Source organism: Knoellia sp. 3-2P3, assembly GCF_029223115.1.
GTDB lineage: Bacteria > Actinomycetota > Actinomycetes > Actinomycetales > Dermatophilaceae > Pedococcus_A.
In genome coordinates, this window is record NZ_JARGZE010000003.1 from 350,260 (window position 1) to 373,836 (window position 23,577).

At 73.0% G+C, this 23,577-nt stretch carries 19 protein-coding genes and 1 pseudogene; 1 reads left to right on the forward strand and 19 read right to left on the reverse strand.

Going from position 1 to position 23,577, the window contains the following annotated elements:
* Window positions 1-46: 46 nt before the first annotated feature.
* The 5 genes from P0Y31_RS11805 to P0Y31_RS11825 form a co-directional block, all read right to left on the reverse strand.
* Window positions 47-1,807, reverse strand: coding sequence for a methylmalonyl-CoA mutase family protein (locus P0Y31_RS11805; RefSeq protein ID WP_275869569.1), 1,761 nt, complete (start codon window positions 1,805-1,807; stop codon window positions 47-49).
* A gap of 145 nt (window positions 1,808-1,952) precedes the next feature.
* Window positions 1,953-2,468: a MarR family transcriptional regulator gene (locus P0Y31_RS11810; RefSeq protein WP_275869571.1), complete on the reverse strand. Its 516-nt coding sequence runs from the start codon at window positions 2,466-2,468 to the stop codon at window positions 1,953-1,955.
* A 9-nt stretch (window positions 2,469-2,477) separates the two neighbouring features.
* Window positions 2,478-3,182 (reverse strand): ATP-binding cassette domain-containing protein, encoded by a 705-nt coding sequence (locus P0Y31_RS11815; protein ID WP_275869573.1) that lies wholly within the window; start codon window positions 3,180-3,182, stop codon window positions 2,478-2,480.
* Window positions 3,179-4,036 (reverse strand): ATP-binding cassette domain-containing protein, encoded by an 858-nt coding sequence (locus P0Y31_RS11820; protein ID WP_275869575.1) that lies wholly within the window; start codon window positions 4,034-4,036, stop codon window positions 3,179-3,181. The genes P0Y31_RS11815 and P0Y31_RS11820 overlap by 4 nt, the downstream gene beginning before the upstream one ends.
* A complete protein-coding gene (locus P0Y31_RS11825) occupies window positions 4,033-7,164 on the reverse strand; it encodes an FtsX-like permease family protein (protein WP_275869577.1) in 3,132 nt (1,043 codons plus the stop codon). Before P0Y31_RS11825 ends, P0Y31_RS11820 begins: the two co-directional genes overlap by 4 nt.
* A gap of 146 nt (window positions 7,165-7,310) precedes the next feature.
* On the opposite strand from P0Y31_RS11825, the gene adhE reads away from it, so the two are divergent.
* Window positions 7,311-9,959: a bifunctional acetaldehyde-CoA/alcohol dehydrogenase gene (adhE, locus tag P0Y31_RS11830; protein WP_275869579.1), complete on the forward strand. Its 2,649-nt coding sequence runs from the start codon at window positions 7,311-7,313 to the stop codon at window positions 9,957-9,959.
* An 18-nt stretch (window positions 9,960-9,977) separates the two neighbouring features.
* Here the strand turns inward: adhE and P0Y31_RS11835 are convergent, their stop codons facing one another.
* The 14 genes and pseudogenes from P0Y31_RS11835 to P0Y31_RS11900 form a co-directional block, all read right to left on the reverse strand.
* Window positions 9,978-10,286, reverse strand: a complete 309-nt coding sequence (locus P0Y31_RS11835; RefSeq protein ID WP_275809512.1) for a thiamine-binding protein — start codon at window positions 10,284-10,286, stop codon at window positions 9,978-9,980.
* 93 nt (window positions 10,287-10,379) lie between these two features.
* Window positions 10,380-11,438, reverse strand: a pseudogene (locus tag P0Y31_RS11840) (GNAT family N-acetyltransferase); the annotation flags it as partial.
* Between the two features lie 20 nt (window positions 11,439-11,458).
* The gene (locus tag P0Y31_RS11845; RefSeq protein ID WP_275869581.1) at window positions 11,459-12,061 is read right to left on the reverse strand and encodes a GNAT family protein; all 603 of its coding nucleotides are present in this window, start codon (window positions 12,059-12,061) and stop codon (window positions 11,459-11,461) included.
* 92 nt (window positions 12,062-12,153) lie between these two features.
* On the reverse strand, window positions 12,154-13,689 hold the full coding sequence (locus tag P0Y31_RS11850) for a serine/threonine-protein kinase (protein ID WP_275869583.1): 1,536 nt from the start codon (window positions 13,687-13,689) through the stop codon (window positions 12,154-12,156).
* Window positions 13,690-13,810: 121 nt separating this feature from the next.
* Window positions 13,811-14,773, reverse strand: a complete 963-nt coding sequence (meaB, locus tag P0Y31_RS11855) for a methylmalonyl Co-A mutase-associated GTPase MeaB (protein WP_275869585.1) — start codon at window positions 14,771-14,773, stop codon at window positions 13,811-13,813.
* A gap of 2 nt (window positions 14,774-14,775) precedes the next feature.
* Window positions 14,776-15,981, reverse strand: a complete 1,206-nt coding sequence (locus P0Y31_RS11860; protein WP_275869587.1) for an acetyl-CoA C-acetyltransferase — start codon at window positions 15,979-15,981, stop codon at window positions 14,776-14,778.
* 99 nt (window positions 15,982-16,080) lie between these two features.
* Complete coding sequence (locus tag P0Y31_RS11865; RefSeq protein WP_275869589.1) at window positions 16,081-16,608, reverse strand: pilus assembly protein TadG-related protein; 528 nt, start codon at window positions 16,606-16,608, stop codon at window positions 16,081-16,083.
* Window positions 16,605-17,114, reverse strand: a complete 510-nt coding sequence (locus tag P0Y31_RS11870; protein ID WP_275869591.1) for a TadE/TadG family type IV pilus assembly protein — start codon at window positions 17,112-17,114, stop codon at window positions 16,605-16,607. The genes P0Y31_RS11865 and P0Y31_RS11870 overlap by 4 nt, the downstream gene beginning before the upstream one ends.
* Window positions 17,111-17,461: a TadE family protein gene (locus P0Y31_RS11875; RefSeq protein WP_275869593.1), complete on the reverse strand. Its 351-nt coding sequence runs from the start codon at window positions 17,459-17,461 to the stop codon at window positions 17,111-17,113. Before P0Y31_RS11875 ends, P0Y31_RS11870 begins: the two co-directional genes overlap by 4 nt.
* 125 nt (window positions 17,462-17,586) lie before the next feature.
* Window positions 17,587-17,796 carry a hypothetical protein gene (locus P0Y31_RS11880; protein ID WP_275869595.1) on the reverse strand — a complete coding sequence of 70 codons (210 nt, stop codon included), beginning with the start codon at window positions 17,794-17,796 and terminating at the stop codon, window positions 17,587-17,589.
* Window positions 17,797-17,835: 39 nt separating this feature from the next.
* Window positions 17,836-18,789, reverse strand: coding sequence for a type II secretion system F family protein (locus P0Y31_RS11885; RefSeq protein WP_275869597.1), 954 nt, complete (start codon window positions 18,787-18,789; stop codon window positions 17,836-17,838).
* Complete coding sequence (locus P0Y31_RS11890; protein WP_275869599.1) at window positions 18,786-19,655, reverse strand: type II secretion system F family protein; 870 nt, start codon at window positions 19,653-19,655, stop codon at window positions 18,786-18,788. The genes P0Y31_RS11885 and P0Y31_RS11890 overlap by 4 nt, the downstream gene beginning before the upstream one ends.
* 3 nt (window positions 19,656-19,658) lie before the next feature.
* Window positions 19,659-20,882 carry an ATPase, T2SS/T4P/T4SS family gene (locus tag P0Y31_RS11895; RefSeq protein ID WP_275869855.1) on the reverse strand — a complete coding sequence of 408 codons (1,224 nt, stop codon included), beginning with the start codon at window positions 20,880-20,882 and terminating at the stop codon, window positions 19,659-19,661.
* A gap of 449 nt (window positions 20,883-21,331) precedes the next feature.
* Window positions 21,332-23,419 (reverse strand): S8 family serine peptidase, encoded by a 2,088-nt coding sequence (locus tag P0Y31_RS11900; RefSeq protein WP_275869601.1) that lies wholly within the window; start codon window positions 23,417-23,419, stop codon window positions 21,332-21,334.
* Window positions 23,420-23,577 lie beyond the last annotated feature (158 nt).

Sequence of the window (23,577 nt, forward strand, 5' to 3'; positions counted from 1 at the left end):
CGGGGCGCGGTGGGGCTGAGGGCCATCTCGGCGAAGGGGGCAGGCGTCAGAAGCGGGCGGGCTCCCGGTAGACGCCCCACTCGTCGCGCAGCGCGTCGCAGATCTCGCCCAGGGTCGCCTCGGCGCGCACGGCGTCGAGCATGGCGGGGACCATGTTGTCGCTGGTGCGCCCGACCTCGACCATGTGCTGCAGCGCGGCCCGCACCGCCGCCTCGTCGCGGGCGGCCTTGCGCTCCTTGAGGGTGGCCACCTGCTCGTGCTCGACCTCATGGCTGACGCGCAGGATCTCGAGCTCGTGGCTGACCGAGTCGGTGTGGCAGTTGACGCCGACCACCTTCTTGTCGCCCTTCTCGAGCGCCACCTGGTACTGGAACGCGGCCTCGGCGATCTCGGACATGAACCAGCCCTCCTCGATACCGCGCAGGATGCCCTTGGTCATCGGCCAGTTGCCGCCGTCGCGGACACCGGTGTTGCTGCGCACGAGCTCCGCCAGGGCCTCGGTGTCCTGGCTGGTGAGGTCGCTGCCGCCGAGGGTGATAATGCGGTCGAAGATCTTGTTGGCCTCGGCCTCGATGGTGTCGGTGAGCTGTTCGATGTACCAGCTGCCGCCGAGCGGGTCGGCGACGTTGACGACGCCGGTCTCCTCCATGATCACCTGCTGGGTGCGCAGCGCGATCTCGGCGGCCTGCTCGGTCGGCAGGGCCAGGGTCTCGTCGAGGGCGTTGGTGTGCAGGCTGTTGGTGCCGCCGAGCACCGCTGCGAGCGCCTCGACGGCGGTGCGCACGACGTTGTTGTAGGGCTGCTGCGCGGTGAGCGAGACGCCCGCGGTCTGGGTGTGGAACCGCAGCCACTGGGCCTTCTCGGTCTTCGCCCCGTAGACGTCGCGCATCCAGCGGGCCCAGATGCGTCGGGCCGCGCGGAACTTGGCGATCTCCTCGAAGAAGTCGACGTGGCTGTCGAAGAAGAAGGACAGGCCCGGCGCGAACTTCTCGATGTCGAGGCCGCGCGACAGGCCGAGCTCGACGTAGCCGAAGCCGTCGGCGAGGGTGAAGGCGAGCTCCTGCGCGGCCGTCGAGCCGGCCTCGCGGATGTGGTAGCCGGAGACCGAGAGCGGCTTGTAGGCCGGGATGTTCTCGGCGCAGTACTCCATGAGGTCGCCGATCAGGCGCAGGTGCGGCTCGGGCTCGAAGAGCCACTCCTTCTGCGCGATGTACTCCTTGAAGATGTCGGTCTGCAGCGTGCCGTTGAGCACCCCGAGGTCGACCCCCTGGCGCTCGGCGGCGACGAGGTACATGCAGAAGACCGGCACGGCAGGCCCGCTGATGGTCATCGAGGTGGTGATGTCCTCGAGGGGCAGCTCGTGGAACAGGACCTCCATGTCCTTGGCCGAGTCGATCGCGACCCCACAGTGGCCGACCTCGCCGAGGCTCATCGGGTCGTCGGAGTCGCGGCCCATGAGGGTCGGCATGTCGAACGCCACCGAGAGGCCGCCGCCGCCGCGCGCCATGATCATCTTGTAGCGCTCGTTGGTCTGCACGGCGTTGCCGAAGCCGGCGAACTGCCGGATGGTCCAGGATCGGCCGCGGTAACCGGTCGGGTAGAGCCCGCGGGTGAAGGGGAACTCCCCCGGCCACCCGATCGACTCGGGCACCTCGGCGCCGTCGGCCGGGCCGTAGACCGGGGCGACCTCCATGCCGGAGAGCGTGGTGAAGTCGGCGTCGCGCACCTGGCCCTTGGCCGCGGCGGCGTCGTAGCGGGCCTGCCAGCGGGCGGCACCAGAGGTCTCGGGAGCGGGGGTCTCAGCCATGCCGCCAATTTACTAGGACGTCCAACTAAATGTCACGGCCGCCGCCCCAACCGGGTCGTGCCACCCCGATGGGCGCCACAACTTTCTCGGGTCACCCGATAAAGGTGCAGGAGCGCCGGAGGCGCGGGTATGCCGCGGCGCTGGGTCAGGCCTCGAAGTCGTGGGCTCCCACGCGCACCTTGCGCAGCAGCTCGAAGAGCTGCTCGTGCTCGGCGGGGCTCAGCATCCCGAGGCCGAACCGCGCCTCGACCAGCTCCCTGGTGGCCGCCTCCATGGCGTCGCGGCCGGCCGGGGTGATGACGGCCAGGGTGCCGCGGCCGTCCTGCGGGTTGGGCACCCGCTCGACGAACCCCTGGGCGGCCAGGCGCTGCACGATGTTGGTCGCGCTGGTCGGGTGCACCATGAGCCGCTGGCCGATCTTGCCCATGCTGAGCCGCCCCTCGCGGCTGAAGGCGAGCAGCACCAGCGCCTCGTAGCGGGCGAACGACAGCCCGTGCCGGCCGACCAGGCCGTCGAACTCGGTGAGCAGCAGCTGCTGCACGCGCATGATCGAGGTGGCGCTGGCCATCGCCAGCGGCTGGGAGGTGCGGCCCCAGCGCTGGGTCCACAGCTGCGCCGCCCGGGTGATCGGGTCGAAGGGCAGGCGGATCGGCTTCGGCACGGCGACAGGCTAGTGCGGCGCCGACCGCACGAGCGTGAGTCGTCCATCATCGAGGTGGAGCTCGCTGTCCGCCTGTGCGGCCGCCTCCGGGTCGTGCGTCGCCATCACCACGGCCGCCCCGCGGTCGGCCTGCGCCCGCAGGAGGGCCAGCACCTTCTCGCGGTTGTCGTGGTCGAGCTCGGAGGTCGGCTCGTCGGCGAGCAGCACCCGCGCCTGCAGGGCCAGCCCGCGAGCGACCGCGACGCGTTGCTGCTGGCCGCCCGAGAGCTCCTCGACGAGGTGGCCACCCGACTCGTGGAGGCCCACGGCGGCGAGCGCAGTGTCGGCGCGCGCCACCGCCTCGTCGTCCCCGACGCCGGCCGCCACGAGCGCCATCACGACGTTCTCGTGGGCCGACAGGATGGTCGCCAGCCCGTTGCCCTGCGGGATGAGCGCGGCCGACCGCGCCGCACCGTGGTCGCGATCACGGACCACCTCCCCGCCGATGCGCACGACGCCCCCGGCGAGCGGCACGGCTCCGGCGACCGCCCACAGCAGCGAGGACTTGCCGGCCCCGGAGTGCCCGGTCACCGCGACGAGGTGGCCGGGGCGCGCGACCAGGCTCGCGCCGCTGACCGCCACGACCGGCCCGTAGGCAACACTCACGTCCTCGACCTCCACCAGCGCGCCCGCCACCTCCGTCGACGCAGCCGGGGCACCTGCTCCCGCACTCATTCGCCCTGACCGTCCTCTCGGTGGATCGTCCACACACCGCCCTCCTCGTGCACCCGCACCAGGGCGCCCGGGGGGAAGGCCTCCATGGCGTGCGGCGGAAGCGGCAGCGACCCGTCGGCTGCGACCACGGCGAACTCCTGCCCCGCCCGGCCCTCGCCGCCGACCCGGCCGTCGCGGATGGTGACCGTGCGCGGCATACGGGCTGCCACCTCGGGGTCGTGCGTCACCACGACGACCGTCGTGCCCATTTCGGAGTTGATCTGGGCCAGCGCGTCGAGCACGGTGTCGCGCGCCTCGTGGTCGAGCTGGCTGGTCGGCTCGTCGCCGAGCAGCAGACCCGGGCGGGTCGCCACCGCGACAGCGACCGCAGCGAGCTGCAGCTGGCCCGGTGTCAGGGTGCCGAGCGGAGCGTTCGAGCGCTCGTAGAGCCCGACCAGCTCGAGCACCTCTGCGGCAGTGGGCAGCTCGCGTCGGCGGGACCGGGCCGCCGCCTGCGCGAACTCCACGTTCTGCCGGGCGCTCAGGTAGGGCAGCAGGTTGCGGGCGGCACCCTGGAGGACCAGGCCCACGTCGGCGGAGCGGAACTCGTCGAGCTCCTCCTCGCTCATGGTCGACAGCTCGCGCTCACCCACCCGGATGCGCCCGGCGCTGGGCCGGAGCAGGCCGCCGAACAGGGTCAGCAGCGTCGACTTGCCGGCCCCGGAGGGCCCGAGCAGGCCGACCATCTCGCCCGCGCCGACGGTGAGGTCGACGCCCGAGAGCGCCGCGACGTCGTGCCCCTCCGCGCGGTAGATGTGCACCAGCCCGGTCGTGCTGACCGTCAGGCCCGCCGGCGCGTTCAGGGTCGTGCTCACAGCAGCTCCCGGATCCGGGCGAGGGTGAAGCGCCCGCCGAGCGAGCGCGCGACGACGAGCCCGACCGCGCCGAGCAGCAGCAGCGCGAGCAGCGTCGCAGCAGCGACGGCGGGCCAGGCGGGCGACAGGTCGAGGGCGGGCACCGGCGCCGGCCGGTTGAAGAGCGGGATGAGGGGCATCGCCAGGTGGGCGCCGAGCAGTCCGCTGACCGCGCCCACGCCGACCCCGACGCCCACGACGACGAGCTGCTCGCTGCGGGCGGCACGCCTCAGCACGGGCAGCGGGACCCCTGCCATCCGCATCGCTGCGAAGTCCCTCGCCACCGCGCGCCAACCGGTGGCGGCGACCACCACCACGGCGAGCGCTGCCATGAGCAGCGCCAGGGCGCCGGTCACGAGCGCGAGCTGGAGCCCCCAACCGGCGGCCGAGCGGTCGTAGGACTGCTTCGCCTCGGCGTAGGAGCGCACGCTGAGGACGTTGATCCCACTGTCCGACAGGCCCTTGCGCACCTTCTCGACCAGAGCCGGCGAGTCGCTGCCCAGCCATGCCTGCAGGCTGCCCGAGCCGGCGAGGCGCCCTCCCAACCGGCCGAGGGTCTCGTAGTTGACGAGCACGCCACGCTCGCCCAGCACGGGCAGGGCCGGCGCCTCCTGGGTCCGGGTCATCGTGGTGGGCAGCCCGGCCAGGCCGGAGGCTGTGAACTGCTGCACCGTGCCGCCCGGTGGCACCGGCCCGGCGAGGATGGCCGGCACGCTGGCCGGGACGTCGGCGTGGGCGAGGCGGAGCACCACACCGGAGCTGACCACGTCGAGCACGAGCCGGTCGGCGCTCGAGCCGTCCGCCGCCCGGAGCTGGTCGTCAGGGGCGGCATCGACCTTCAGCGCGGGCTGCCACCGGTCGGCCTCACCGATGTCCAGCGCTCGCCCGTCCAGGGCCATGCCCGACAGCGCCAGCTGCCCCCGCGCCACGGCCGTGCTCTCCTGGCGGTTGGCCTCCCACGGGTTGCCGCGCGGGCCCGAGGGCGTGAGGTCCGCCCGCACGGTGAGCGAGTCGAGACGGCACCCGTTCGGACACAGAACGGGGGCGGCGAGCTCCACCGGCCGCCGGCTGCCCAGCGGCACCACACCCAGGTCGCGGGTCAGGCGCTGGCCGTCAGGGGTGGTCACGACGATGCCGAGCAGCACCCGTCCGGCCGGTGCCGGGGCTCCCCCACCGGCCTCCGTCACGGTGAGGGACGGCTCGACGGTCACGCTCAGCGTGCTGCCGTCGAGCCGCGCCGGCTCGACGGCCGGTGGCGCCAGCGCCGCCAGCTCCAGGGCCTCCTGGTGCGGTGGCGGGAAGGCGACCTCCTCGAAGCCCCGCGGCACGACGGCGATGGTGGCCGTCGCCGACACGTCGCGGGGGCGCACGATCGCCACCGGCGTCACGTCGCCCCCGGTGGGGTCCACCGCGGCGAGCGCGCGGTGGAGCGAGGCAGGCTCCACCGCGTCGGTGAGGAGCACCACCGGCGCCCCCGCCTCGAGCTGCGCCCTCGCCTCCCGGTTGCGGTCGGCGACGGTGACGGCGTTGGCGGCGAAGACCGCGAGCGCCGTGGCCACCGTGATGATGGTGAGCACCTTGCGCACCGCGGGGCGTCGGGCGAGCTGGTATGCCGTGAGCGCCGGTCCCACGCGTCCGCGGCGCACGTGCGTGGCGCCCGCGGAGGCGGCGGCGCGGACGACGACGTGCGCCACCACCAGCCCGGCGGCCAGGGACAGCAGAGTCGGCGTCACCAGCGCGAGCGGTCCGGCGTCCGAGGTCGTGGCGAGGCCGACGAGCCCGGCCGCGGCCAGGGCGGCGACCACGATGTCCACCACGGGAAGCCGCCGGCTGGCGCGGGCCTGGGCCACCCGGCGCAGCAGCGAGGAGATGGGTTCGCTGAGCACGGGTTGCGCGGCGAGCCACACCGCGCCGAGGCCGACGGCGGCCGCGGCGAGCAGGGCGAGGAGGACGCCGAGGGGGAACTCGAACGGGACGCCCGGTGGAAGCAGCACCCGTCGGGCGGCCTCGTTGATGCCGACCGCGAGGGCCAGGCCCAGCGGCAGGCCGAGCAGGACGGTCAGGCCCAGCTCGCTGACGACCAGCCACCTCGCTCCGTCGCGGCTGCGCCCGCGCAGGCGGGCGAGTGCCACCTCGGGGCGGCGCTGCTCGACCGCGGCCGCGGCCACCGACAGCAGCACCACCGCGGCGAGGAGGGCGAGCTGGGCCATGAGCAGCGGCACCACGAGCCGCACCTGCTGCTGGCCGTCACGGATGCCGGCGAGCAGCGTGGCCATGGGGCTCTCGACCTCGATCGAGCCGGAGTCGGCCCGGGTCTGCGCGATGGCAGTCGCCGCGGTGGGCACGTCGTCGAGGGTGAGGCCTGCGCGGTCCAGGGGGTACTGCACGGTCAGGCGCGCGTTGCCCCACGCCCCGTCGAAGGTCTGCGCTGCGGTGATCCACGAGTCGAGGGCCGGCGTGTCTCCGCCGTCGATGGTGCCGCCCGAGCGGCCGTCGAGCTTCAGGCGCATCCAGTAGGCGCCGTCGGGCACCTGCTCGTAGACCCCGACCACGGTGAGGGCCTGCGGAACCGCTCCCGTCGGGGCGTCCCGCTCGGTCACGGTGAAGCGGTCACCGGGCGCCCACGTCCAGAAGGCCGCCTCGGCCGTCGTCACCGCGATCTCGCCCTTGGCTGCCGGGCACGCGCCGGCGGTGATGCGGACGTGCTCGCACATGCCGTCGCGGTAGATGAGGTCCAGCGGCGCACCGGGCCGGTTCGGGAAGACCTGGAAGACCACCTGGCCGTTGTAGGTGCCGATGCCGGGCTGGTGCAGCTCACGCACCCCGGCGGGGACGACCTCGGACAGGCGGGGCAGGGCCAGGTCGGGGGCGGTGGGTGTGCGGGTGGCCTTGACCGTCAGGGCGGTGTCGGCAGGGTCCGCCTCGAAGACGGCCTGGCGCAGCAGACCCTGTTCGAGGGCCCGGGTGTAGAGCGGGGCGAGCGCGGCGCAGGTGGCGATGAGTGCCGAGAGGAGCATGAGGGCTGCTGCCTGCGCCCGGCGGTAGCGGATGGCCGCCCACACGTCGACGAGCCTCCTTCGCAGATCCACCGTCCGACCAGCCAAACCCTAGGGCTCGCGGGCTCCGCGAGGACGGGGTTTCCGGGCCACGGTCTGGCAACGATCGAGGGTGGGCGCACCGCCCAGCGGGGCGAAGGGCCCTGTCCGCCGGAGCCAGCGCTGGCGAGGCTGGACCCATGACCACGACGAGTCCCACCCCTGCTGTGTCCGCAGCCACCGGGCCGGTGCCGCCCGCGCCGACGTCACCGGGCCAGGGGTCGCCCCTGCTCGACCCCGAGCGCCGGGCCCAGGTGGACGCGGTGGTCGACGCTGCGGCCGAGGCGGCCCGTCGCTTCCGGGAGCTCGACCAGGAGCAGGTCGACCGCATCGTGCTCGCGATGGTGCGCGCCGGCGTGCGCGCCGCCCCGCAGCTGGCCCGCAGCGCGATCGAGGAGACCCACTTCGGCGTCTTCGAGGACAAGGTGGTCAAGAACTACGTCGCGACCGAGTTCCTCTACGACTACCTCAAGGACAAGCGCTCGGTGGGCGTCATCGACGAGGACGTCGAGCGCAACATCGAGTACGTCGCCGACCCGATCGGCGTGGTGCTGGCCATCACGCCGGTCACGAACCCCACCTCGACCGTGCTGTACAAGGCGATCGTGGCGGCCAAGACCCGCAACGCCGTGCTGTTCCGCCCCTCCCCCATGGCCACCCGCTGCGCGGCCGAGGCCCTCGAGGTGGTGCGCGAGGCCGCCGAGTCGGCCGGTATGCCGCCGGGTGCGCTCCAGATCATCCCGGACGCCGCCCGCGAGGTGACCCACTACCTCTTCAAGCACCCCTTGGTCGACTTCATCTGGGTGACCGGCGGGCCGAAGATCGTGGCGCTGGCCAACGCGGCCGGCAAGCCCGCCCTGAGCGTCGGCCCGGGCAACGCGCCGATCTACCTGCACCACACCGCCGACATCCGGGGCGCGGTCGTCGACATCCTCATCTCCAAGACCTTCGACGCCTCGGTGATCTGCCCGGCGGAGCAGACCTGCATCATCGACGAGCCGGTCTACACCCAGACCATGGCCGAGTTCGAGCGGATGGGCGCGCACCTGCTCACCAGGAAGCAGACCGAGCAGCTCGCAGAGTTCGCCTTCGGCTGCGCCGACCCGGTCAACCTCGCCGCCCTGGGCCAGCCCGCCCCCGAGCTCGCCCGGCGCGCCGGCTTCGAGGTCGACGCGTCGGTGAAGGTGCTGCTCGCGCCGCTGCCGAGCGACCTCAAGGCGCTGTCGGCCCACCCGCTGCTCAGGGAGAAGCTCATGCCCGTGCTGGGCATCGTGCGCTCCCCCGACTCCGGGCACGCGATCGCCGCCGCCGTCATGGTCACCGAGCACGGCGGTCTGGGCCACACCTCCGCGATCTACGCGAACGACGACGAGGTCATCGCGGCATACGGCAAGGCCCTGCGGACCGGCCGGATCCTCGTCAACGCGCCGACGGCGGTCGGCGCCCTCGGCGGCGTCTACAACAACCTCACGCCCACGTTCTCGCTGGGCTGTGGCACCTGGGGCGGCTCGTCCACGACGGAGAACGTCAACTACCGGCAGCTGCTCAACGTCAAGGTGCTCTCGCGCCGGCGCACCCCGCCGCAGTGGTTCCGCGTCCCGTCCCAGACGTTCTTCAACGCCGGTGCCCTGGAGAACCTGAGGGAGCTCGAGACCAGCACCGCGGTGGTCGTCACGGACGCCCTGTGCGAGGAGCGCGGGGTCGTCGACCAGGTGCGGGCGATGCTGCGCGCCGAGCACCTGCACGTCTTCAGCGAGGTCGAGCCCGAGCCGGGCGAGGACGTCATCCGACGAGGTGTGGAGCTGCTCCGCCGGGTGCAGCCCGACCTCCTCGTGGCCGTCGGCGGCGGGTCGGTCATCGACGCTGCCAAGACCATGCGCCTCTTCCACGAGCACCCCGAGACCGACCTCGACGAGCTCACCCTGCCGTTCCTCGACCCGCGCAAGCGCGTGGCCGACTACCCCAAGGACGCGCGCCACCCGGTGCTGCTCGTCGCGGTGCCCACCACCTCCGGCACCGGATCCGAGGTCTCCCCGGCAGCCATCGTGACGGTGGGCGAGCGCAAGGAGACCCTCGTCGACTACGGCCTGGCGCCCGACATGGCGATCGTCGACCCGCTGCTGGCCGTGTCGATGCCGCCGCGGGTGACGGCCGACAGCGGGGTCGACGCCCTCACCCACGCGCTGGAGTCGGCGGTCTCGATCTTCGCCTCCCCCTACACCGACGCGTTCTGCGTCCAGGCGGCCCGGCTCATCTTCGACGCCCTGCCGAAGGCCTACCGCAACGGCGCCGACCTGCAGGCGCGCACCGACATGGCCAACGCGGCCACTCTTGCGGGCCTGGCGTTCTCGAACGCCTTCCTCGGCGTGAACCACGCCCTCGCCCACGCGGTCGGGGCCCGCTTCCACATCGCCCACGGCCGGGCCAACGCGATCTTCCTGCCGCACGTGCTGCGCTACAACAGCAGCCTGCCCACGAAGTTCATGCCCGCACCCGGCTACTCGGCCTACGTCGCCCCCGAGCGCTACGCGATCCTCGGCCGGGTGATCTTCGGCGGTCGGGACGCCGAGACCAGCCGGCAGCGCCTCTTCGACGCCGTCGACGTCCTGCTGCGAACCGTGGAGATGCCGCGGACGCTGGCCGAGGCCGGAGTCGACGAGGCCGAGTTCGAGGCCGCCCTGCCGGAGCTGGCGTTCACGGCCTTCCAGGACCTCGACAACCGCACGAACCCGAGGATGCCGCTGCTGGCGGAGATCACCGAGCTGCTCCGCCGCGGCTACCACGGCTAGACCGGCTCGGGGCGGCGCTCAGGCCTGCGCCTCGATCGCCGCCTCCAGCCGCTCGACCTTGCCGGTCAGCTCGCCCGTGTGGCCCGGACGGATGTCTGCCTTGAGCACCAGGCTGACGCGCGGGCCGTGGGCGGCGACGGCGTCGACGGCCGCCTTCACGACGGCCAGGCACTCGTCCCACTCCCCCTCGATCGTGGTGAACATCGAGTCGGTGCGGTTGGGCAGGCCGGACTCGCGAACCACCTTCACGGCGGCGGCGACAGCCTCGCTGACCGAGCCGGTGGAGTCGGCGGCGACGGACGGGGCGACGGAGAAGGCGACGAGCATGCCCACACCGTATGCCGTGCGCGCCGGTCGCGTGCGCCGGTCACGTGCGCCACGTGGCGCGCGCGCCGCGGCGGCCGCGCGGCATACCGGAGGTCAGGAGGCGTCGACACGCAGGAAGCACGGCGACACCTCCACCGGCCGGAAGCCGAGGCGCTCGTTGATGCCCACCATGTGCGCGTTCTGTTCGGCGTTGCACGTCGAGACGCGGGTGCGGGTGGTGCCCAGCTCCTCGCCGAGGCGCGCCTGCAGCTCCTTTAGCCCGCGAGCCTTGACCGCCATGCCGAGCCGGTGCCCCCGGTGGTCGCGCCGCACCAGGGTGCCCCACTGGTAGACGTTCGGCGGGTCGTCGCGCGGGATCACCAGGTCGTTGTAGGCCACCACCTCGCCGTCCGACGCCACGGCGAGCGTCGAGATCATCGTGCGGCCCTGCCGGCACAGCTGAGCCTCGCGCTCGCGCAGCACGTCGCGGTCGATCCGCTCCTCCTCGAAGTCGAGGGTGCCGGTGGGGGCATCGACGCCGAGCTGCGACTTCGTGCGGCACAGCGAGTCGACGAGGTCGTCGGGGATCGGGCCGTCGAAGGACACGATGCGGTAGCCCTCGTGGTGCGCCGCCGAGTCGGCGATGAGCCGGTCGAGCTCGGCCTCGTCGACGGGAAGCGGCAGGTGCCGGCGGATCTCGGTGTTGGCGAGCGTGAAGCCGTGCTTCTCGGCGAACTGCCGGTAGGGGTGGTCGTCGCGGCGCTCGAACGGGTAGGACGTCTCGATGATGTGGTGGGTGCGCCCCTCCGCCCGACACCGCTCGAGCAGGTGCTCGAGCACCACCGACCCGATGCCCCGGCGGCGTCGCTGCGGCTCGACCCAGGGCATGACCCAGGCCAGGTGCCGGTTGTCGTGCTTGGGCAGCGACGCCATGCCGGCACCGACGATCTCGCCGCCGTCGACGGCCACGAAGCCCCAGACGTGCTCGGCCGGGTCACCCTCGGTGAACAGGATGCGGGCCTCCTCCAGCGACCACATGCCGGCGAGCGGCCGCTCGAAACGCTCGGCGCCGTCCATGACCTCGTGGAAGCGCCTGAACTCGGCATCGTCGTCGAGCTCGACCGGGCGGATCTGCATGGCTCCCACGGTAGGGAGCCGCTTGCGCTGTCCGCCAACGGTTTTCCGCGCTCACCTCAGGTAGGCAGCTGCGGCCTGCCCCGGTGCTGCTCCCACTCCGGCGCCAGCACCGACATCAGCACGGAGTCGACCCACTCGCCGTCGAAGCGCAACGCGTCTCGGCGCACTCCCTCCCGGACGAAACCCACCTTCTCGTAGGCCCGCTGGGCCCGTGGGTTGAAGGCGTAGACCTCGAGGCTGACCCGGTGCAGCCCGACCGCCTCGAAGGCGTGGGCGAGGAGCAGGCGCGTGGCCTCCGTGCCGAGGCCCCGGTCGCGGCCGCGCGGGCCGATGAGGATGCGGAAGTTGCAGGAGGCGTTCTCCGGCTCCCACTCGTTGAGCACGGCCTCGCCGACGCACTCACCCGTGGCGGCGTCGACGATCGCGAGGTCGAGCCGGTCGTCCTGTTCGCCCCGCGTGGAGTACCACTCACGCAGCCGCTCCTCGCCGAAGGCTGGGTCGGGCACCGCGGTGCTGCTGTTGACGCTGCCGGTCAGGCGCCCGACCTCGGGGTCGGCGATGGCCTCGGCCAGCGCCGGGAGGTCGGCGTCCAGGAACGGACGCAGGACGGCCCGTTCCCCCGTCAGGGTGGGCTTGTCGGCGAAGGTGACCGCGGCCATGGGGCGCACGGTAGTGGGCGCCTCACCGGCGAGCCACAGGTTTGCCCCAGGCCCGCGGTCAAGGCCGCAGGCCGCAGGCCGCGGTCAGGGGATCAGTCCCCGCCGCCGTTCGCCTCCCGGTCGATGAGCAGCCTGTCCCCGTCCTGCACGAGGGTGAGCACCTTCTTCTCGGTGCTCTTGTCGCCGTCGCCCTTCTGGTAGACCAGCGTGACGTTGGCGGTGAGCTCCTCGGCGTCGGCCTTGACGTTCTTGACGTCCACGGAGTCGATGCCGCTCCAGAACTCCTCGTACCCGTCGCGACCGCCCGCCTTGGCCTGCATGCGCGGGGTGAGCTGCTCCCACGTCGCGTCGCGGTTGCTGGTGACCTCGGCGAAGTAGCCGCGGACGAACTGCTCGATCTGCCGGTCCGACACCGCGGCGTCCTCGGTGGTCGTCGTGGTGGTGGTCGGCGGCTCGGTGGTCGTCGTGGGAGGCTCGGACGTGGTGGGGCTGGGTTCCTGCGTGGTCGTGGCCGGCGCGGTCGTCGACGGCGTGCTCCTGGGGCCTGCGGTGCCGGTTTCGTCACCGAGCTGGCTGAAGAGGTAGCCCCCGCCCAGGGCGAGGAGCAGCAGGGCCGCGACCAGCAGCGGCACCCAGCGCCGCGAGCGCCGGGTGTCGTCCCCGCCGTTCTCCGGCACCGGTGCGGGCAGCGGCGTCGGGTCCGGGGTGGGCGGTCCGTATGCCGCCGCGCCACCGGCCGCGGGCATCGCCCGGGTGGGCTCCTGGGCGGTGGGGATGACCTCGGTCGCCGCGGCCGCGGCGGCGCCCGCCAGGGGCATGGTGAGGTCTCCGCTGCCGATCTGGCCCAGGCGGGCAGCAGCGGTGGACATGTCCCAGCGCTGCGCCGGGTCGATGTGCATCATCGCCTCGATGGCGCCGCCGAGCTCGCCGGCCTGATGCATCGGCTGCGGCTCGCCCCTGGCGATGTCCTGCAGGAGGGCGATCGGGTTCGACCGTGGCGCGAAGGGCGGGCGGCCCTCCACCGCGGCATACAGCGTGGCACCTAGCGCCCAGACGTCTGAGGCTGCGTCGGGGTCCTCGCCCCGGGCCAGCTCGGGCGAGAGGTAGCCCGGCGTGCCGGTGACGAAGCCGGTCTGGGTCAGCGCGTCGTCGCCGAGGCCGCGGGCGATCCCGAAGTCGCTGATCTTCGGCCTGCCGGACCGGTCGATGAGCACGTTGCCGGGCTTGATGTCCCGGTGGACGATGCCCCGCTCGTGCGCGCGGGACAGGGCGGAAGCCAGCTGCGCACCGATGTCGGCCGCCCGGCGCGGGTCGAGGGCCCCCTCGCGGGCGATGAGGTCGGCCAGGGTCTCACCCTCGACGTACTCCATGACGAGCCAGGGCGCGTTCTCGTGGTCGACCACGTCGTAGACGGCGACGGCGTTGGGGTGGTTGAGGGCGGCCGCGGAGCGGGCCTCGCGCATCGCGCGGCGGGTCTCGTTGGCCGACTCCCCCGGCAACGCCCCGATCTGCTTGACGGCGACGTCGCGGCCGAGCCGGTTGTCGCGGGCGAGCCACACGGTGCCCATGCCGCCGCGCCCGATGGCGCGCTGCACCTCGTATCGACCGGCGATGAGCTGCGGGTCCATGGAGTCCTTTCTGTGACCGCTTGGTCGACGGGTAGACCGTTCGGTCGACCCCCCACCCTACGGGGAACCGGGCAAACGGATCATCTCCGCAGGTGGCGGGCGCCCTCAGCGCCGGCTGCGCTCAGGCGAGGGCCGCCACGACCTGGTCCGCCGCGGCATACGGGTCGGTCTTGCCGTCCACGACATCGGCGGCGAGCTCGTCGACGCCGTTGCCGTGCCGGAGGTCGCCCATCTTGGCGCGCAGCTGCTGGAGGGCGATCGACTCGATCTCGTCGCCCGCGCGGCGCACCCGGCGGTCACGCAGGGTGCCGGTCTCCTCCATCCAGGCGACGTGCTTGTCGAGGGCCTCCATGACCTCGTCCACGCCCTCGCCCTTGGCGGCGACCGTCTTGACGACCGGTGGGCGCCACAGGCCGGGCTCGGTGCGGTCGCCGAGGCTGATCATGTGGCGGATGTCGCGCACGGTGGCGTCGGCGCCCTCGCGGTCGGCCTTGTTGACCACGAAGACGTCCCCGATCTCGAGGATGCCCGCCTTCGCGGCCTGGATGCCGTCGCCCATCCCGGGCGCGAGCAACACGATGGTGGTGTCGGCGAGGCCGGCGATCTCGACCTCGGACTGCCCGACGCCCACCGTCTCGACGAGGATCACGTCGCAGCCGGCGGCGTCGAGCACGCGCAGCGCCTGCGGGGTGGTCCACGACAGACCGCCGAGGTGGCCGCGCGAGGCCATCGAGCGGATGTAGACCTCGGGGTCGAGGGCGTGGTCCTGCATGCGCACGCGGTCGCCGAGCAGCGCGCCGCCGGAGAACGGCGAGCTGGGGTCGACCGCCAGCACGCCGATCCGCTTGCCGCGGGCCCGGAAGGCGCCGACGAGGGCATTGGTGCTCGTGGACTTGCCGACCCCGGGCGAGCCGGTGATGCCGATGACGTGGGCGGTGCCGCTGTGGGGCGCGAGCGCGGCCATCACCTCGCGCAGGGCCGGGTGGCCGTCCTCGACGAGGGAGATGAGGCGGGCGACGGCCCGGGGCGAGCCTGCCCTGGCCGACTCGACCAGGGCAGGGACGTCGACGGTGCGAGCGGCCAAGGTCAGCCGTTCTGCTTCGGGACGCGGACGATGAGGGCGTCGCCCTGGCCGCCGCCGCCGCACAGCGCGGCCGCGCCGACGCCGCCACCACGGCGCTTCAGCTCGAGCGCGAGGTGCAGGGCGATGCGCGCGCCGGACATGCCGATCGGGTGGCCCATGGCGATGGCGCCGCCGTTGACGTTGACCTTGTCGAGGTCGAGGCCGAGCATCTTGGCCGAAGCCAGGCCCACTGCCGCGAACGCCTCGTTGATCTCGACGAGGTCGAGGTCGGCGGGGCTGATGCCCTCCTTGGCGCAGGCCTTCTCGATGGCCAGGGCGGGCTGCTGCTGCAGGCACGAGTCGGGGCCGGCGACGATGCCGTGGGCGCCGATCTCGGCGATCCAGCTCAGGCCCAGCGCCTCGGCCTTGGCCCTGCTCATGACCACGACGGCCGCGGCACCGTCGGAGATCTGCGAGGCGGAACCGGCGGTGATGGTCCCGTCCTTGGCGAAGGCCGGGCGCAGCTTGCCGAGCGAGTCGGCGGTGGTGTCGGCCCGGATGCCCTCGTCGGTCTTGAACTCGAGGGGGTCACCCTTGCGCTGCGGGATGGACACGGCGACTACCTCGTCGTCGAACAGGCCGTCCTTCCACGCCTTGGCAGCCAGCTGGTGGCTGCGGGCCGAGAACTCGTCCTGCTCCTCGCGGGTGAACGCGACGTCGCCGGTGTTGGCGTCCTCGGTCAGCGAGCCCATCGCCTGGTCGGTGAAGGCGTCCCACAGGCCGTCGAAGGCCATGTGGTCGCGCACGGTGACGTCGCCGTACTTGTAGCCCTCGCGGGACTTCTCGAGCAGGTGCGGGGCGTTGGTCATCGACTCCTGGCCCCCGGCGACGACGATGTCGTACTCGCCCGCGCGGATCATCTGGTCGGCCATGGCGATCGCGTTGATGCCGGAGAGGCAGACCTTGTTGATGGTCAGCGCCGGAACGCTCATCGGGATGCCGGCCTTGACCGCGGCCTGGCGGGCGGGGATCTGGCCGGCGCCGGCCTGCAGCACCTGGCCCATGATCACGTAGTCGACCTGATCGGGGCTGACGCCGGCCTTCTCCAGGGCGCCCTTGATCGCGAACCCGCCGAGGTCGGCGCCGGAGAAGCCCTTGAGCGAGCCGAGCAGGCGGCCCATCGGCGTGCGCGCACCCGCGACGATCACTGAGGTGGGACGGTCAGACATGAGATGAGCCTCCAGCGCCGTTGGTCGAGATTCCGCTCGCAACTCTAGCCGCGGCACACCGGCCGTCGCCTGTGGCCCTCGCCACCTCCGCGCCGAACCTCACTGGAGGTCGGAGCGGGCCGTCGACTCGACGGTGAGGGTGACCGAACCGCCCAGCCCACGCAGCACGCCGCCCACGAGCGGCAGCTCGGCCTCACCGACCAGCTGGACCACCGCGCTGCGGCCGTCGGGCGACCCGGTGCCCTCGGCGACCCGCCACTCCAGCATGCCGACCGGGAGCGGTCTCTCGGCGAGGTAGGCCTCGGCGGTGGCGCGAACGGTCTCGTCACTGACGGGGACGGCATCGCCCAGCCCGCCCTCGTAGGCCCTCGCGTCGAGCGAGTCCGCCGCGTCGAGGGCCGCACCATCGGCGGCGTCGAGCAGGCGCATCCGGCTCAGCTGCACCGACGTGACGGCCACCGTGCCCACTATGAGCATGGCCGCCACGAGCGTGAACCCGAGGATGAGCAGCGTGACCTGACCGGACTCCCGCGAGGCGCCCACGCGGACGAGGCGTGCGCGCAGCCCTGCCACGGCCGAGTGCCGGGCGCCGGTCGCCCGAGGGGGCCGGGACGACGGAGTGCTCATGGCCGGCCCCGGAACCGGTCGACCACCGCGACGTGGGAGGCGCTCAGCGGGACCTCGAGCGGGATGACGTCCCGGGCGAACGACGGGACCAGCGGCAGGGGCACGGTGACCACCGTGGTCACCTCGACGCGCCCCTCCGCTCGCAGGCAGGGCGTCCCGTCGCACGCCAGCGAGAGCCGGCCGGTGTCGCCGAAGCCCTGGTCCTCGAACGCGATCGCGGCCGCCGCCTCGGCGCGCCGCTCGGCGTCGGCCTGGGTGGTGGCGGTGGTGTACGCACGCCCGGCCTCACGCGCCGCGGCTGACACGGCATACGCACCCGCCTGCAGCCGTCCCAACGTCATGACGAGGTAGATGAGCGGGATCAGCATCAGCACGGCCAGGAAGACGAACTCCACCACGGCACTGCCGCCCTCCCCCGGGTGAGCGGTGACCCGCCCCGCCGCCCACCGGCGCGCGGGCAGCGCCGTGAGCCGGCATCGGCGCGCGCCTCGTACGGACCGTGTCACTGCCCCTCCAGGAACGCCCGGCCCGTGACCCGCAGGCGCCCATCCGGCCCGAGCGGGCCGATGACGGGCAGCGGGGCCGCGACGTCGACCGCCACCGCCTGCACCCCGCCGACGTCGACCACACGGGCCGTGACCTGGCCGGTGTAGCGGTCGGACAGCGAGGCCCGGATGAGCTCGCGCGCCCGGTCAGCGCCGTCCGCAGGGTCGGCGTCCGCGCGGGCGCCGAGGCGGGCCCCCTCGGCGGCGCAGGAGATCAGGGTGTTGCGGATGTGCAGTGCCAGGCCCAGCTGGAAGACGGCCACGAAGAGCACGGCCACGAGGCCGGAGACCATGGCGAAGTCCGCCACGGCGCTGCCACGCTCGTGTCCGGGCGCGGGGCTCGGACTCGGGCTCGGACTCGGGCTCGGGCTCGGGCTCGGGCTCGCCATCGTCGCCTCTCCCATCCGTCGGCGGGGTCTCTGCTGGCCCGGCCTCAGGGACCGGTGACCGAGTTCATCGCCCGCTGGAAGAGGGTCTGCAGCTGGTCGTCGGCGACAGCCCACAGGACGCTGACGAGGCCCGCGGTCATGAGGGTGATGAGCACCCAGCCCGGCACGTCGCCGCGTTCTCCGGAGGCAGGGTGCCCGGTGGCCTGCTGCGCGGCCCGCCGCACCCGGACCAGTGCTCTGGTGATCGTCTCCATGGGGTGGTTCCTCTCCTGGGTTTGCTGTCGGGCTGTCGGTCAGAGGGTGAAGCGGAGCAGTGAGAAGCCGGGGAAGACGGCGAAGAGGACGGTCACCGGCAGGACCATGAAGACGACCGGGACCATCATGAGGATCTCCTTCTTGCCGCCCTCCTCCATCACCGCCCGCCGTCCGGCCTCGCGCACGTCCTGCGCCTGCGCGCGAAGCACCTCCGCAAGGGGCGTGCCACGCTGGACGGCCACGACCATGCCGTCGACGAACCGCGCCAGGCTGGGCAGGCCGGTCCTGTCTGCCAGTCCCTGCAGTGCGGTCGGCAGGTTGGCGCCTGCGCGGGCGTCGGCGAGGCAGCGGCCCAGCTCGCCGGCCAGCTCGCCCCTGGAGAGCCGACAGACGCGCTCGAGCGCCCCGACGGCTCCCTCGCCGGCACCCACGGCCAACGCCAGCAGCTCTGCCACGGTGGGGAACTCGGCCAGCATCCTCGCCTCGCGCCGGTTGGCCTCGCGGGACAGCCACTGGTCGCGCGCCACGATGCCGATGCCGGCACCACACACGGTCATCATCACCAGCGGGACGAGCGAGCCACCCTTGTTGAGCCAGATGGCCATGCCCAGACCGGCACCCCCGACCGTGCCGAGCGCACCCCAGACGACCTGCTCGGCCCGGAAGCGGTCCACGTCCGGGGCCAGCCCTGCCCTGAGGAGGCGCCGTCGCACCGACGCCGACCCGCCCAGCATCCGCTCGACGCCTTGGGCGAGGTCGCGGACCACTGGCCGCAGCAGCACCGCGAGCGCGCTGGCGCCATCGACCTGGTTGCCTGCGAGGAGGCGCGAGGGCTTGGGCGCATCCCGCAGGTAGGGGTGGAGCCGGTGCTCCAGGCGCGGCCGCCGGTGCAGGGGCAGGCCCAGCCACACCAGCGCGAGGCCCAGGCCGAGCATGAGCCCGAGGCCCGCGCCGGGCCCGGACAGCCGCTCGACGCCCAGCAGGCCCGTCATCGCAGGACCCGCTCGTCCTCAGGCAGCCGGCCGATGTGCACCATGATCCGGTAGGCGGCGATGGACACCGCGGCGCCCGTCGCCAGAACCACGGTGCCCAGGGCGGTGCTGTAGGCCTGCACCGACTCGCCCCGCGACGCCATCAGGGCCAGCACCACCCACGGGGCAGCCACGGCGAGGCGGGCGGCGTTGACGGTCCACCCCTGCCGGGTCTCGAGCTCCGCCCGGGTGCGGGCGTCCTCGCGCAGGAAGGCCGACAGGGTGCGCAGCAGCCGGCCGAGGTCGCTGCCACCGACCTCCCGGGCTATGCGCAGCGACTCCACGAGACGGTCGCCGACCGGGTCGCTCAGCCGGTCCTTGAGGCGGTCGAGGCAGTCGTGGAAGCGCCCGGTGGTCCGGTAGTCCTCGGCGAAGTCACGGAAGGCCGGCCGGAGCTCCTCGGGACCACGCTGCCCCAGCTGGGACAGCGCCTCGGGAAGGGCGAGACCGGCACGGACCGCAGAGGCGATGTTGTCGACCGCGTCGGGCCAGAGGTCACGCATGACGGCGCGCCGGCGACGCGCGCGCATCCGGACCAGGGCCAGCGGGGCGTAGCCCGCCATCACGGCGAAACACACCGCGATGGGCACCACGGTCGTCAGCGCCAGCACCGCGACGAAGACCACGACCAGGGCCGTCACACACGCGAACACCAGCGTCCGTGGACGCATCCCCTCGTAGCCCGCCTGGACGAGGTCGTCCCGGAGCCGGTCCGCGAGGCCCGAGCGGCGAGCCGTCGGTGCGGCCGCGGCATCCGGCACCCAGCAGGACCACCAGATGAAGAAGACGCCGATGCCGAGCAGAAGCCCGAGGAGGAGACCGCGCACCGGCTACTCCTGGGCCAGGAGGGCCGACACGTCGTACCCGGCGCGCTCGAAGCGGTCGAGGTGCGGTGGGAAGCCGTCAGCACGGCGCAGCACCCCGTCGCTCTGGACGAAGAGGTCGGCGATCTCGACGACGTCACCCTCCACGCGCCCGGGCACCGCGGCGATCTCGCGGACGCGTCGCACGCCGTCGTGCTCGAGCGCGGCGTGGACGACCAGGTCGATGGAGCCTGCGACGGTCGGCACCACGAAGCGGCTGCTGACGTTCTCGCCGGCGAGCAGGGGCAGCGTGCACATCTTCGTGACGGCCTCCCGCGCGGTGTTGGCGTGGATGGTGCACATGCCGGGCAGGCCGCTGTTCAGGGCGATCAGGAGGTCGAGGCTCTCGGCCTGCCGGACCTCGCCGACGACGATGCGCGACGGGCGCATCCGCAGCGCCTCTTTCACCAGCCGCCGCAGGGGAACCTCCCCCGTGCCCTCGAGGCTGGGCTGGCGGCACTGCATCGCGGCCACGTCACGCAGCGGGATCTTCAACTCGAAGACCTCCTCGCAGGTGACCACCCGCTCCCGGGCAGGGATGGCGGCGCCCAGGCAGTTCAGCAGCGTGGTCTTGCCGGCCTGCGTGCCTCCGGCCACGAGGATGTTGAGCCCGCTGACGACCGCGGCCTCGAGGAAGCGGGCCGCCTGCCGGGTCAGCGTGCCCAACGCGACGAGGTCGTCGAGGTGGTCGGCCTTGACGACGAACTTGCGGATGTTGACGTGCCAGTGGGCCCGCGTGATGTCGGGAATCACCACGTGCAGCCGCGACCCGTCCGGGAGCACGGCGTCGACGAAGGGCGAGGAGAGGTCGACCCGCCGGCCCGAGGTCTTCAGCATGCGCTCGACGAGGTCGCGGACGTCGTCGTCCGTCAGGATCGTGTTGGTCAGTTCGGCGACGCCGCCCCGTGCCACGAAGACCCGCGACGGCTCGTTGATCCAGATCTCCTCGATCGTGGGGTCGTCGAAGTACGGCTGCAGCGGACCGAACCCGGCGACCGCGTCGAGCACCGACTTCACGGCCCCCTCGACACTCGGCAGGGTCGGCAGCCCACCGTGCAGCGAGCGCTCGTCGTAGTCGGCGACCGCCTCGCGCACCAGGCGGTCGACCTCCCGGGTGTCCCGAGCCGGGTCCAGACCGGTGCGACGGATCAGCTCGCGCACCTCCGACTCCACGTGGCCCACGGCCTCCACGAGCACCCCCTTGCCGAACGCACCTGACGACACCACCCCGACCCTCGCCGTCCTCGCCAAGCAGGCCGGCTCACGCATCGTAGGGGGAATGCCCCGGTGCGTGCCCTTTGTCCACAGGCCGAAGAATTCGTTACCGGCCGATGAGGGCGGTGACGGACACCTTGGCCAGGGCCACGAACGCGGGCTGCCCCAACTCGAGTGGCTTCGACAGTCGCGGCAGCTAGGGCCGGGCCGCCAAGCTGACGCTTGGCACGGGGAGACATGAAACGCACCCGGCTACTTACCAGCGGCAGCTTCCGCCGCTCTTCGGCAACCACGTCCAGCTGCCGCCTCGCCTCGGCACCTGCCCGGTTGGTGAAGCCAAGCTCCGGCAAGCGCTCCGGCTCTGCGAGCACCAGGGCGCCCCGTTGCCGTAGTTGCGCTCGGGCACGGCGCCGTCGTGCGCCTGGCTACCTCCGCGGCGTGATTACCGTCGCGATGTTGGAGTAGCCCGACACCCCGGCGTCATTCCACGCCAACACGCGGTAGCGGTACGTCACGCCCCCCCTCAGCCCTGAGTTCGTGTATGCCGTGGAGCCGGCGGGGAGGGAGGCGACCGTCGCGAAGTTGGTGCAGCTTCCGCCCCTGCACCGCTCGACCCGGAAACCACTCTCGTTGCCGGAGGTGTCCGTCCACGCCAGGCGCACCAGGCTCTTGGACAGCGCCGTGCCAGTCAGCCCGGTCGGCGCCGAGGGCGTGGCGAGGGCCGGCTCGGGGGGGCTGGATCCATCCAGGCCCCCGAACACGTCGGCACGGAAGGTGCCGGAGCCGGAGAAGGACTCCACCCGCAGGGTCCACGTCCCGGCGGCGGCGCTGGAGATGGCGAGCGACTCGAAGCGCCCCGGTGCAGCGCAGTTGCCGTTGGACGCCTCGAGCATGCAGCGGCTGACCGCCACAACGGTCCCCGTGGGGTTGACGAGGTAGGCGTCGAGGTCAGGCGCCCACTCGTACCCAGCCCAGCAGGCATCGCCGACCGGCAGGGCGCACGTGGCGGCGCCGTTGGTCGTCTGCAGCGTCACGGCCAGCGGACGCCCGGCCGTGCGGACCTCGATCGCGACGTCGCGCGTGGCGCCCGAGCCGACCGAGCCCTCGACGAGCTGGTGGCCCGGCCAGGCTGACGCGCCCGCCGCCGCGCCCCCGAGGGCCGCGAGGAAAGCACGGGTGTCCACCAGCCCATGGCCCCACTCGTTGTCCGCGCCCGCTGCGCCGGCGTCGCGCGCCGTGGTCTGCAGCGCGGACTTGATGGCGGCCGGGCTGCTTCCCGGCGCAGCCTCCAGGCCCAACGCCACCGCGCCTGCGACGAAGGGCGTCGCCATCGAGGTGCCGGAGTACGCGGCGTACGAGGTGGGGGCGTTGGCCTTCGCGGCGACGACACTCAGGCCTGGTGCCACGACGTCCGGCTTGAGCCGCGCGGCGGGGTTGGCCGTGGGACCCCGCCCGGAGAACCCGGCGAGGTACAGCCCGACGTCGGTGTCGAGCCCTCCCGCCACGGTGGTCTCGTCCGACGCGGCACCGACGGTGATGACGTTGGTGGCGACGCCTGGTGCAGTGATCGTGCCGGGGGCGTCCCCGCTGTTCCCTGCGGCAACCACGACGACCTTGCCCGCGGCGGCTGCGGCGTTGGCCATCTGGCTGCCGATGTCCGATCCGTCCCCGCCCGGGCTGCCGAGCGACATCGAGATGACGCGCACGTCGCTGCGGCCGGCACACCACTCGATGGCAGCGGCGACGTCGGCGTCCGAGCCGGACCCAGACGAGTTGAGCACCTTGGCGCCGATCAGTGACGCCGCTCGGGCCACGCCGCCGTACTGTCCCGCCACCGCGGACCCCGTGCCGTCGCCGGCCGCGATGCTCGAGACATGGGTCCCGTGCCCGTGGTCGTCGTACGGCGCGGCCTGGCCGTTCACCCAGTCCCTCCAGCCGACCACCCGCCCGGCGAGCTGCTCGTGGTTCGGGTCGATGCCGGTGTCAACGACGCAGATGCCCACCCCGTCCCCGTCGAGAGTCCCGTCTCCCCCGCTGTATGCCGCCCGCGCGGCCGTCACGCCGTAGCCCTCCTCGCCGGCGACGTCGGCCGCGGTGGCCACTCCGTCCAGCTCCACCCGGGTGACCCCGGAGAGGGCTGCCAGCGCCGCCACGCGACTCGCTGCGACCGACCCGGAGAACGCCCGCACCAGCGAGTAGCTGTGGTCCACGGTGAGCGACGGATCCGCGCGCCGGGCATCGGCAGGGGTGGCACCCTGCACGATGACCCGGACCCGGTCGCCCGGGCTCCGGGCCGCGAGCGCAGCCTCGAGGTCGTCGGCGAGCTTGTTGCCGTCCCGGTCGCCCTTGCCGGCGGCGCGGGGGCCTGAGCCGGAACCAGTGGCGTGGGGACTGGGGGCGCCCGCCCCCGGTGCGGGTGTAGGCGCAGCGGTCGCCGTGTCGGACAGCGCCGGGGCGAGCGCGACGAGCGCGACGGCACACCCCGTGAACAGGTGACGCAGGAACTGGGACATGGCATTCCCCTTCGGCCGGCACCTGACGCGCTGAGGCGCGGCCCGAAGGCCACGTCTCTGCAGGATCGGCCATGAGAGCAGATGCCAGCATCCGCCTTCGGATGGAGCAAGTACTCAGCCGCTTGGCCGATGGCGGGGCCTGGGGGGGCTTCGTGCCG